7 protein-coding genes are annotated in these 11,739 nt (G+C 64.5%); 6 read left to right on the forward strand and 1 reads right to left on the reverse strand.

The annotated features are described in order from the left end of the window. The first annotated feature begins 14 nt into the window (after nt 1-14). Nucleotides 15-2,336: a Tex family protein gene (locus NLY33_RS12295; protein WP_023703958.1), complete on the forward strand. Its 2,322-nt coding sequence runs from the start codon at nt 15-17 to the stop codon at nt 2,334-2,336. A gap of 49 nt (nt 2,337-2,385) precedes the next feature. After that, entirely contained in the window at nt 2,386-2,568 is a 183-nt protein-coding gene (locus tag NLY33_RS12300) for a hypothetical protein (protein WP_023671771.1), read from the forward strand. Between the two features lie 11 nt (nt 2,569-2,579). On the opposite strand, the gene NLY33_RS12305 is transcribed toward NLY33_RS12300, so the two are convergent. Continuing rightward, a complete protein-coding gene (locus NLY33_RS12305; RefSeq protein ID WP_286439811.1) occupies nt 2,580-3,491 on the reverse strand; it encodes a LysR family transcriptional regulator in 912 nt (303 codons plus the stop codon). A 106-nt stretch (nt 3,492-3,597) separates the two neighbouring features. On the opposite strand from NLY33_RS12305, the gene NLY33_RS12310 reads away from it, so the two are divergent. The 4 genes from NLY33_RS12310 to NLY33_RS12325 all read left to right on the forward strand — a co-directional run bounded on the left by NLY33_RS12310 (nt 3,598) and on the right by NLY33_RS12325 (nt 11,706). Further along, nucleotides 3,598-4,794: an acyl-CoA dehydrogenase gene (locus tag NLY33_RS12310; RefSeq protein ID WP_023703957.1), complete on the forward strand. Its 1,197-nt coding sequence runs from the start codon at nt 3,598-3,600 to the stop codon at nt 4,792-4,794. A gap of 248 nt (nt 4,795-5,042) precedes the next feature. After that, nucleotides 5,043-8,402: a transglutaminase family protein gene (locus NLY33_RS12315; protein WP_023699742.1), complete on the forward strand. Its 3,360-nt coding sequence runs from the start codon at nt 5,043-5,045 to the stop codon at nt 8,400-8,402. Between the two features lie 6 nt (nt 8,403-8,408). Then, nucleotides 8,409-10,820 (forward strand): circularly permuted type 2 ATP-grasp protein, encoded by a 2,412-nt coding sequence (locus tag NLY33_RS12320; RefSeq protein ID WP_023703955.1) that lies wholly within the window; start codon nt 8,409-8,411, stop codon nt 10,818-10,820. Nucleotide 10,821: 1 nt separating this feature from the next. Beyond that, nucleotides 10,822-11,706 carry a transglutaminase family protein gene (locus NLY33_RS12325; protein ID WP_023683456.1) on the forward strand — a complete coding sequence of 295 codons (885 nt, stop codon included), beginning with the start codon at nt 10,822-10,824 and terminating at the stop codon, nt 11,704-11,706. Nucleotides 11,707-11,739 lie beyond the last annotated feature (33 nt).

Genomic DNA, 11,739 nt, shown 5'->3' on the forward strand with positions numbered 1-11,739 from the left:
CGACAGGGACCAGCATGGCAGCAGACAGCAAACGCATCGCATCCATCATCGCGGCAGAGATCGGGGCGCGGCCGGAGCAGGCATCAGCAGCTATAGGGCTGCTCGATGAGGGCGCGACGGTGCCGTTCGTGGCGCGCTACCGCAAGGAGGTCACCGGCGGGCTCGACGACACCCAATTGCGCGACCTTGCCGAGCGATTGGCCTATCTGCGCGAACTCGATGCGCGCCGCGATACCATTCTCGGTTCGATCCGCGAGCAGGGCAAGCTGACCGAAGAACTTGGGGCCAAAATTGTGGCTGCCGCCACCAAGGCTGAACTGGAAGACATCTACCTGCCCTACAAGCCCAAGCGGCGCACCAAGGCCGAGATCGCCCGGGAGCGCGGGCTGGGGCCATTGGCGGAGGCTATTTTGGCCAACCGGTCGTTGGTGCCCGCCGAGGCGGCGCTGGCTTATGTGACCGAGGATGTGACCGACGCCAAGGCCGCACTGGAAGGCGCACGCGACATCCTGTCGGAACAGTTCGCGGAAAATGCCGATCTGGTCGGCAAGCTTCGCACCTACATGAAGGAGCGCGCTTTCATGCGTGCCCGTGTCGTCGACGGTAAGCAGGAGGCCGGGGCGAAATTCTCCGACTATTTCGAGCATGTCGAGCGTTGGGCAAATGTTCCGAGCCACCGCGCGCTGGCCATGCTGCGCGGCCGCAACGAAGAGGTGTTGTCGCTCGACATCGAGGTCGATGCCGACGATGCCTCGCCGGTGAAGCCGGTCGAGCGGATGATCGCCAATGCCTACGCCATCGGCGGCAGCCTGCCGGGCGACCGCTGGCTGATGGAAGTCGCCGGCTGGACCTGGCGGATCAAGCTTTCGCTGCACCTGACGCTCGATTTGATGCGCGACCTGCGCGAGCGGGCGGAGGAAGAGGCGATCCATGTCTTTGCACGCAACCTCAAGGATTTGCTTCTGGCGGCACCCGCCGGCTCGCGGCCGACCATGGGGCTCGATCCCGGCATCCGCACCGGCGTCAAGGTCGCGGTGGTAGATGGCACCGGCAAGGTGCTGGCGGCGACGACCGTCTATCCATTTCCGCCGCGGAACGATGTGCGCGGCACACAGGCCCAGCTCGCAGCACTCATCCGCCAGCATAAGGTCGAGCTGATCTCGATCGGCAACGGCACCGGCAGCCGCGAGACTGAAAAGCTGGTCGCCGACATGTTGTCCGACATGCCTTCGGATGGTGGGCCAAAGCCGCTCAAGGTGATCGTCAGCGAGGCCGGCGCCTCGGTCTATTCGGCCTCGGCGACAGCGGCGGCTGAGTTTCCCGGGCTCGACGTGTCGCTGCGCGGCGCGGTGTCGATCGCCAGGCGCCTGCAGGACCCGCTCGCCGAACTGGTCAAGATCGAGCCGAAATCCATCGGCGTCGGCCAATACCAGCACGATGTCGACCAGTATCGGCTCGGCCGTTCGCTGGAAGCGGTGGTGGAGGACGCGGTCAATGCCGTCGGTGTCGATCTCAACACCGCCTCGGCGCCGCTCTTGGCCCGCGTGTCAGGCCTAGGCGCTTCGCTTGCCGACGCCATTGTCGCGCATCGCGATGCGACCGGGCCGTTCGCCAGCCGCAAGGAGCTGCTCAAGGTAGCGCGGCTCGGACCGCGCGCGTTCGAACAGTCCGCAGGCTTCCTGCGCATTGCCAATGGCAGCGAGCCGCTCGACGCCTCGTCGGTCCATCCGGAAGCCTATGGCGTGGCCAAGAAGATCGTAGCCGCCTGCGGTCGCGATGTGCGCTCGCTGATGGGAGACAGTGCCGCGCTCAAGGCGCTCGATCCGCGCGTCTTCGTTGACGAACGGTTCGGCCTGCCGACGGTGCGCGACATCATTGCCGAGCTGGAAAAGCCCGGCCGCGACCCGCGCCCCGGCTTCAAGACGGCGACCTTTGCCGACGGCGTCGACGATATCAAGGATCTGAAGCCCGGCATGCTTCTCGAAGGCACCGTCACCAATGTCGCGGCCTTCGGCGCCTTCGTCGATATCGGCGTGCACCAGGACGGGCTGGTGCATGTCTCGCAACTGGCCGATCGTTTCATCAAGGACGCGCATGAGGTGGTGAAGGCGGGCGATGTGGTGAAGGTGCGGGTCGTCGATGTCGACATCAAGCGCAAGCGCATCGCGCTGTCCATGCGCAAGGACGGCGGCGAGGGCGGGACGCCGAAGGGGCCGCGCGACAATGGCGGCGGCAAGCCGGCGCAACCTTCGCCGATGCCGCAGCGTCAGCCGGAAGGACCGGCACAGCAAGGCGCGTTTGGCGCAGCACTGGCCGATGCCTTGAAGCGGAAGTAGCCTCGAATGGTTCCTTGCAATCCCATCCTTGTGTGGAGATACGCGCGATATGGCAAGTTTCGAGAAAGTGAGTGTCCAAGAGTTGGGGCGTCTTTGGGACGAGGGCATGGCGAGTGGCAGTTCGGTCGATGGAGACCAGGCTTTCGCCCGGATCAAAAGCAAGCTCGATGCGAAAGTTGCCGAACGCAAGTCGCAAAAACGCTGCGCTTCCAGCCGGAAACCGAGTCGATGAAGCGGCAGTAGCTACCAGGCCAGAACGGCCGGTTCCTTCTCAACCTGGCCCAGCAGCCAGTCGCGAAAGCTGACGACGGGCGGGTGGCCGCGCTTGTCGTTCGGGACGACGAGGTAGTAGGCGCTGCGGCTTTGCATCGGCTGTCCCGGCGCCTGCACGAGCTGACCGCGCTGCAATTCGCCGGCGATAAGAACTTGCGGCAGGAGCGCGACGCCAAGCCCCGCCATGCAGGCTTGGGCAACGGTGCCGAATTGCTCGAACTGCATGCCGGGTCCGATCGGTGCGCTCAAGCCCTGTTCCTCGAACCATTCGCCCCAGGCCCCGGGACGCGTCGCCATGTGCAGCAGCGGCAGGCGGCTAATGTCGGCCGCCGTGGTGATATCGCGGCTGGCAAGGAAGTCTGGCGAGACCACCGGCATTACGGTCTCGCGCATCAGAAGCGTGGAGTCGGCGTCCGGCCAGTCGGGCTGGCCATGATGGATGGCGGCGTCGAGCCGCTCGCGGGCGAAGTCGAAGCGGCCGATGCGGGTGACAAAGTTGATGGTGATGTCAGGGTTTTCTGCGACGAAATCCGGGATCAGCGGCATCAGCCAGCGCGTGCCGAAGGTCGGCAGTATGGCGAGGTTCAGCATGCCGCTATGCCGATTGCTCATCAATCCGAGCGCCGCGTCGCGCAATTGCCCGAGTGCCGCCCGCACGGCTTCGGCATAGATTTCGCCCGCCGTGGACAGCCGAACATTGCGGCTGTCGCGCTCGAACAGCCGGCGGCCGAACTGTTCCTCCAGAAGGGCTATCTGGCGGCTGACGGCCCCTTGGGTCAAATCGAGTTCCTGGGCGGCAGCGGTGAAGGAGCCAAGGCGGGCCACGGCCTCGAAGGCGGCAAGGGCGCTGGTGCTGGGCAAAAGCCGGCGTTGGACGTTCATGATCCATTACTAAACCTCATTGATCGGTGATGCAATTTTGTTTGATTTTTCCGAAGCGAAGGCGGATAAGCCCGAGCACTTCAAGATTTTGGGAGAGAGCGAAGCCATGGCCGCCGACAAGAACGCGTTCGTTTGGGAAGACCCCTTCCTGATCGAGAACCAGCTTTCCGAGGATGAGCGCATGGTGCGCGATGGCGCGGCCGCCTTTGCCGCCGACAAGCTCGCGCCGCGCATCGAGGAGGCCTATCTCGAGGAAAAGACCGATGCCGGCATCTTTCGCGAGATGGGCGAGGCCGGCCTGCTCGGCATCACCATCCCTGAGGAATATGGCGGGCTCGGCGCCAATTACGTCACCTACGGGTTGGTGGCGCGCGAGGTCGAGCGGGTCGATTCCGGCTACCGGTCGATGATGTCCGTGCAGTCGTCGCTGGTGATGTATCCGATCCATGCCTATGGCTCGGAAGAACAGCGCAAGAATTTTCTGCCTAAGCTGGCCTCGGGCGAATGGATCGGCTGCTTCGGCCTGACCGAACCGGATGCGGGTTCCGATCCCGGCGGTATGAAGACGCGGGCCGAGAAGACCGCGAACGGCTACAGGATTTCCGGCTCGAAAATGTGGATATCCAACGCGCCGATCGCCGATGTGTTCGTGGTCTGGGCGAAGCTGAAGGGCGACAACGGCAAGGACGAAATCCGCGGTTTCGTGCTGGAGAAGGGCATGAAGGGGCTGTCGGCGCCGAAGATCGGCGGCAAGCTCAGCCTTAGGGCCTCGATCACCGGCGAGGTGGTGATGGAAGGCGTCGAAGTCGGCGAAGACGCGCTGCTGCCCAACGCCAGGGGCCTCGGCGGCCCATTCGGCTGCCTCAACCGGGCCCGCTACGGCATTTCCTGGGGCGCGATGGGCGCCGCCGAGGATTGCTGGCACCGGGCCCGGCAGTATGGACTCGACCGCAAGCAGTTCGGCAAGCCGCTCGCCGGCACGCAGCTGTTCCAGAAAAAGCTCGCCGACATGCAGACCGAGATTGCGCTCGGCTTGCAGGGCTCGCTGCGCGTCGGGCGGCTGATGGATGAAGGCAAGATGGCCCCGGAAATGATCTCGATCGTCAAGCGCAACAATTGCGGCAAGGCGCTCGACATCGCGCGCCAGGCCCGCGACATGCATGGCGGCAACGGCATCCAGATCGGCTACCACGTCATGCGCCACGCGCAGAACCTGGAGACGGTCAACACCTATGAAGGCACGCATGACGTGCATGCGCTGATTTTGGGACGGGCGCAGACGGGGATACAGGCGTTTTTCTAAGCTGTGCCGAATTCAAGTGAGGCCGGCCTGCAAATGGCCGATACCTGCGCTTCCGGTGCTCGCGTGCCAAAAGTACGCTCTGCTCCGGTTCTCGGTATCAGCCATTTTCGACTCGGCCTGACCTGAATCTCGACACAGCGTAGCCGGCTTCGGCTGCTTAATTTAGGTGCAGCGCAACATCTCTGCTTGGAGAATGGCCAATAGATGTGTCAGGGTTCGGCTGAAGAAACGCCGATCTCCGGGGCCCCATGGCAATACTGGCAGCCGTCTACCACCTGACCCATTACAAATATGACCGGCCGGTGGTTCTCGGGCCCCAGGTCATCAGGCTGCAGCCGGCACCGCATTCCCGCACCAAGGTGCTCAGCCATTCGCTGAAGGTCGGGCCGGCGAACCACTTCGTCAATCTGCAGCAGGACCCCTACGGCAATTTCCTGGCCCGCTTCGTCTTCCCGGAACCAGTGACGGAATTGAAGATCGAGGTCGATCTCGTCGCCGACATGACGGTCTACAATCCGTTCGATTTCTTCGTCGAGCCATCGGCCGAGACCTTCCCGTTCGAGTACCCCGAAGACATCAGGGACGATCTCGCCATCTACCGCACGCCGGAGCCGGCGGGGCCGCTGCTGTCGGCTTTCCTCGCAACCATCGACCGTAGCGCCACCAACACCGTCAATTTCGTCGTCGACCTCAATGCGCGGCTGCAGCGGGAGATCGCCTATATCGTGCGGATGGAAACCGGCGTGTTCTCGCCGGAGGAAACGCTGGCCGCGAAAAAGGGATCGTGCCGGGATTCGAGCTGGCTGCTGGTGCAAATTCTCAGGAATCTCGGCCTCGCCGCGCGTTTCGTCTCAGGCTATCTGATCCAGCTGAAGCCCGATCTGGTCGCGCTCGATGGCCCAGCCGGAACCGCCGTCGACTTCACCGACCTGCACGCCTGGTGCGAGGTCTATCTGCCGGGCGCCGGCTGGATCGGCTTCGATCCGACGTCGGGCCTGCTCACCGGCGAAAGCCATGTGCCGCTGGCGGCCACGCCGCATTTCCGCAACGCCGCACCCATTTCCGGCATGGCGAGCTTCGCCAATGTCGAATTCGGCTTCGACATGCGTGTCGACCGCATCGCCGAACATCCGCGCATCACCAAGCCATTCTCGGACGAAAGCTGGCAGGCGCTGGATGCGCTGGGCAACAAGGTCGACGCCGCACTTCAAGCGGGCGACGTCAGGCTGACCATGGGCGGCGAGCCGACCTTTGTCTCCATCGACGATTTCGAGTCCGCCGAGTGGAACACCGCCGCCGTCGGCCCGACCAAGCGCGAAAAGGCCGATGCGCTGATCCGTAAATTGCGCGAACGCTTCGCGCCGGGCGGCTTCCTCCACTACGGCCAGGGCAAATGGTATCCGGGCGAAAGCCTGCCGCGCTGGACCTTTTCGCTCTATTGGCGCACCGACGGCCAGCCGGTGTGGAGCGATCCGTCGCTGATCGCACGCGAAAAGAGCGACGCAAAGGTGGGGCCGCAGCAGGCCGAGAGCTTGCTGACGGCAATCGCCGGCGAACTCGGCATCGACAAGGCGATGGTCAGCGAGGCCTATGAGGACCCGGCCGAATGGCTGCTGAAAGAAGGCAAGCTGCCCGACAATGTCGATCCGTCCAACTCCAAGCTGGAAGACCCGGAAGAGCGCAGCCGCATGGCGAAAGTGTTCGAGCGCGGGCTGACCAAGCCGTCGGGCTACGTGCTGCCGGTGCAGCGCTGGAACAGCCAGGCTTCGGACCCGCGCTGGCGCTCGGAGAAGTGGAAGACCCGGCGCGGGCGGCTGTTCCTGGTGCCGGGCGATTCCCCTGTCGGTTACCGCCTGCCGCTGGGCACGCTGCCCTATGTGCCGCCGGCGCAGTTCCCCTATATTGTGCCGGTCGATCCGTCGCTGCCGCGTGGACCGCTGCCGGCGCGGGAAGCCATACTGCCAGAACCGGCTCCGGCCGAGCTGGAAGGCGCCGACGAGATGGCACGACGCCAGCAGGCGATTTCTTTCACGGCGACGACCGGCCAGCAGGATAGGGTCGAACAGGAGATCACCGAGATCGGCGGCGCGGTGCGTACAGCACTTTCGGTCGAGCCACGCGACGGGCGGCTGTGCGTGTTCATGCCGCCGGTCGAGGCGCTGGAAGACTATCTCGAACTCGTCGCAGCCGCCGAAAACGCGGCCAAGGCGATCGGCCTTCCCGTCCATATCGAAGGCTATGGACCGCCGCACGATCCGCGCCTCAACGTCATCAGGGTGGCACCCGATCCCGGCGTCATCGAGGTCAACATCCATCCGGCTGCCAACTGGCAGGACTGCGTGGCGACGACGACGGCGATCTACGAGGAAGCACGGCAGACGCGGCTTGGCGCCGACAAGTTCATGATCGACGGCCGCCACACCGGTACCGGCGGGGGCAACCATGTCGTCGTCGGCGGCGCGACGCCCAATGACAGCCCGTTCCTGCGCCGGCCCGATCTGTTGAAGAGCCTGGTGCTGCAATGGCAGCGGCGCCCGTCGCTGTCCTATCTATTCTCCGGCCTGTTCATCGGCCCGACCAGCCAGGCGCCGCGCTTCGACGAGGCGCGGCACGATTCGCTTTACGAACTCGAGATCGCGATGGCGCAGGTGCCGCACCCGGGCCAGGGCAACCCACCGCTGCCTTGGCTGGTCGACCGACTGTTTCGCAACCTGTTGACCGATGTCACCGGCAATACGCACCGCTCGGAAATCTGCATCGACAAGCTGTTTTCGCCCGATGGCCCGACCGGCCGGCTTGGGCTTGTTGAGTTCCGCGGTTTCGAGATGCCGCCCAATGCGCGCATGTCGCTGGCGCAGCAATTGCTGGTACGCGCCATCATCGCCCGTGCGTGGAACAACCCGCTTGATGGCCGCTTCGTGCGCTGGGGCACCTCGCTCCATGACCGTTTCATGCTGCCGCACTATGTCTGGGCGGATTTCCTCGACGTGCTCGACGACCTCAAGCTCAACGGGTTCGAATTCCGGCCGGAATGGTTCGATGCCCAGCTGGAGTTCCGCTTTCCGTTCTGCGGCGAAGTCCAGCATGCCGGCATCAAGCTGGAACTGCGGCAGGCGCTGGAGCCGTGGCATGTCATGGGCGAGCAAGGCGCAATCGGCGGCACTGTGCGTTTCGTCGACTCCTCGGTCGAACGGCTGCAGGTCAGGACCGAAGGCCTCAACCCGGAACGTCATGCCATTGTCTGCAATGGCCGAATCGTGCCGATGAAGGTCACCGACAATCGCGAGGTCGCGGTGGCCGGTGTGCGCTTCAAGGCCTGGCAGCCTTCGTCGGGCCTGCATCCGGCGCTGCCGGTCAACACGCCTTTGGTTTTCGACATTTACGACCGTTGGTCGGGGCGGGCGGTGGGCGGCTGCGTCTACCATGTCGCGCATCCAGGTGGGCGCAGCTACGACACCTTCCCGGTCAACGGCAATGAGGCTGAGGCGCGGCGTCTCGCCCGCTTCGAGCCGCGCGGCCATACGCCGTCGGCCTATGTGGTGCGCAATGAAGAAGCCTCTGAAGACTTCCCCATGACCCTTGACCTCAGGCGGCCAGCAAGACTCTGATCAGCGATGGCAAAGGGGAATCAGAAAAAGGTCCGCGGCAAGCCGCTGAGGCACAGTCTGCTGGAGCACTATCAGCCGATTGACGGCGTCGTCGACGAGATGGTCGATGCTTCGGGCCATCCGCGTCCGGCCTGGGCGCCCTTCATCGAGGCGCTGGAGGAGCTGGGTCCCGAAAAGCTGGGCCAGCGCTTTGCCCGCGCCGACCAGTATCTGCGCGACGCCGGCGTTTATTATCGCGTCTACGACAAGGCCGGCGCCAACGAGCGCGAATGGCCACTGGCGCATATCCCGCTGCTGATCGAAGACAAGGAATGGGCCGGGATCAGCGCCGGTCTCGTCCAGCGCGCCGAGCTTTTCGAGGAGATAGTCGCTGATATTTACGGGCCGAACCGGCTGATCGAGAAGGGAATCCTGCCGGCAGGCCTGATTGCGGCGAGCCCCGAATATTTGCGCCCCGTCGTCGGCACCATGCCGGCCAGCGGTCATTTCCTGCATTTTTGCGCCTTCGAGCTCGGCCGTGGGCCGGATGGAAGCTGGTGGGTGCTGGGCGACCGCACGCAGGCGCCGTCGGGCGCCGGCTTTGCGCTGGAAAACCGCGTCGCCACGACGCGGGCTTTGTCCGACATCTATGGCGAGATGCATGTGCATCGCCTGGCCGGTTTCTTCCGTCGCTTTCGCGATGCTCTGATCGGCATGGCGAAAGAGAATGACGGCCGCGTCGCCATTCTGACGCCGGGGCCGCTCAACGAGACCTATTATGAGCACGCCTATATCGCCCGCTATCTCGGCATCATGCTGCTCGAGGGCGAGGATCTGACCGTCTCCGGCGGCAAGCTGATGGTGCGCACGGTTTCCGGGCTGATGCCGATCAGCGTGCTGTGGCGGCGGCTCGATGCCGCCTTTGCCGATCCGCTGGAACTGAGGTCGGACTCGCATATCGGCACGCCGGGGCTGGTCGAGGCGATCCGCCGCGGCACGGTTTCGACGGTCAATGCGCTGGGTTCGGGCTTGATGGAAACCCGGGCGCTGCTCGCTTTCCTGCCGAAGATTTCGCGCGCATTGCGCGGCGAAGAACTTCTGTTGCCAAGCGTCGCCACCTGGTGGTGCGGGCAAGCAACCGAACGGGCCCATGTGCTTGCCAATATCGATCGCATGGTGATCGGTCCGGCGCTGTCGACGCGGCTGGCCTTCGAGGATGACGGCCAGACCAGGCTCGGTTCGGCACTGACGCCGGAGGAACGCATCGCGCTGATCGCGCGCATCGAGAGCGATGGCAGCGGTTTCGTCGGCCAGGAAGCGGTGACGCTGTCAACGACGCCGGTCTATGTCGGCGGCTGGCTGGAACCGCGACCGGCAAGCCTGCGCGTTTATCTGGCGCGCACGCCCGATGGCTGGACGGTAATGCCGGGCGGTTTCGCCCGTGTCGGCCTATCGCTCGACCCGACGGCCATCGCCATGCAGCGCGGCGGCCAGGCGGCCGACGTCTGGGTGGTCAGCGACCGGTCGGTCGAGCGCGAGACGCTGCTGCCGCAGGAGCATGACAGCTTCGTCCGCACCATGCCGGGCAGCCTGCCCAGCCGCGCGGCGGAAAACCTGACCTGGCTCGGCCGCTATATCGAGCGTTCGGAAGATACGGTGCGTATCCTGCGCGCCTATCATGTGCGGCTGGCCGAGACGTCCGATCCTGACATGCTGCTGCTCGCCGATATAAGGGACTATCTCGAACCCTTCGGCATCGATCTCGAAGCGGCCATTCCGCCCGGATTGATCGGCACGCTGGACAGCGCCGTCTACAGCGCCGGACAGATCCGCGACCGCTTTTCACCCGATGGCTGGCTGGCGCTGAAGGACCTGTCGAAGACCATTCATCAGTTCGCCACCACGGTGGCGCCGGGTGACGACGCGACACGGGCGATGACGGTCATGCTGCGCAAGTTGGCCGGCTTTTCCGGCCTGTTGCACGAGAATATGTACCGTTTCACCGGCTGGCGTTTCCTCGAGATCGGCCGGCGGATCGAGCGCGGCATCCAGATCGCCCGTACGCTAGCCCGACTGACAAGGTCCGGTGCGCCGGACGGCTCGCTCGACATGATGCTGGAGATCGGTGACAGCGTCATGACCCACCGCCGGCAATATCCGGTGCGGGCCGGACGGCGCACGGTGATCGACCTCTTGGCGCTCGACCCACTCAACCCGCGCTCGATCCTGTTCCAGCTCGAACGGCTGAAGGCGGAGATCGGCCTGTTGCCATCGGTTGGGCCGGAGGGGCATATGTCGGTCGCGGCCAAGGAAATCCTGCAGCTCAACACGGCAATTGCCGTCATGGAGCCATCGGAGATGTCGGCGGAGGTGCTGGACGATCTCGCAACTGAGATCGGCAACCTCTACAGCAGCCTGGCTAAAGCGTATTTCGGTTAACATGCTGTACGATATCAGGCTTCATCTCAGCTACGATTATGACGCCGCGGCCGGCGGCAGCCGGCATCAGGTGCGTGTATTGCCGCCGACCATTGCCGGCGTGCAGCGCGTGATCGCGGCCTCGCTTTCGTTTGTGCCGACCCCATCGGAGCGCACGGATTTTGCCGATTTCTTCGGCAACAATGTCACCGCGATCGCCTTTCGCGACGTCCATGACGGGCTCGACATCAGAATGAGCGCGCGCGTGTCGGTGTCACGGCCGGAGCCTGGGCTCGACGTGTCGCCCGATCTGCAGCGCCTGCGGGAAGAACTCGGCGCCGTACGGTCACTGGCGCCGGATGCACCGCATCACTTTCTCGCCGCCAGCGATCATGCCGGCATCGATGCGGCGATCACCGCCTATGCTCGCGACAGCGCCGGCGGCTCGACGGTCGGCATGGCCATCGATCTGTGCAACCGCATCCACCGCGACTTCACCTATGACGGGGAAGCGACCACGGTGCGTACCGGGGCCAGCGATGCCTTCCGTTTGAAGCGGGGCGTGTGCCAGGACTTCTCCCACATCATGATCGCCGGCCTGCGCGGTCTAGGTATTCCTGCGGGTTATGTCAGCGGCTTCCTGCGCACCATTCCACCGAAAGGGAAGCCGCGGCTCGAAGGCGCCGATGCCATGCATGCCTGGGTCAAGGTGTGGTGTGGGCGCGATGCCGGCTGGCAGGAATTCGACCCGACCAATGGCATGCGGGCCAGCAACGACCACATCACCGTTGGCTATGGCCGCGACTATTCCGACGTGGCTCCGATCGTCGGCGTGCTGAAAACCACCGGCGGCCAGGTCGGCGACCAGGCCGTCGACGTCATCCCGGTCGCGCTCGAGAAGGCCTGACAGCCTCGAAGCACAGCTTCTCAACAACGGCCA

It is taken from the genome of Mesorhizobium sp. C432A, assembly GCF_030323145.1.
In the GTDB taxonomy this organism is placed as follows: Bacteria; Pseudomonadota; Alphaproteobacteria; order Rhizobiales; family Rhizobiaceae; genus Mesorhizobium.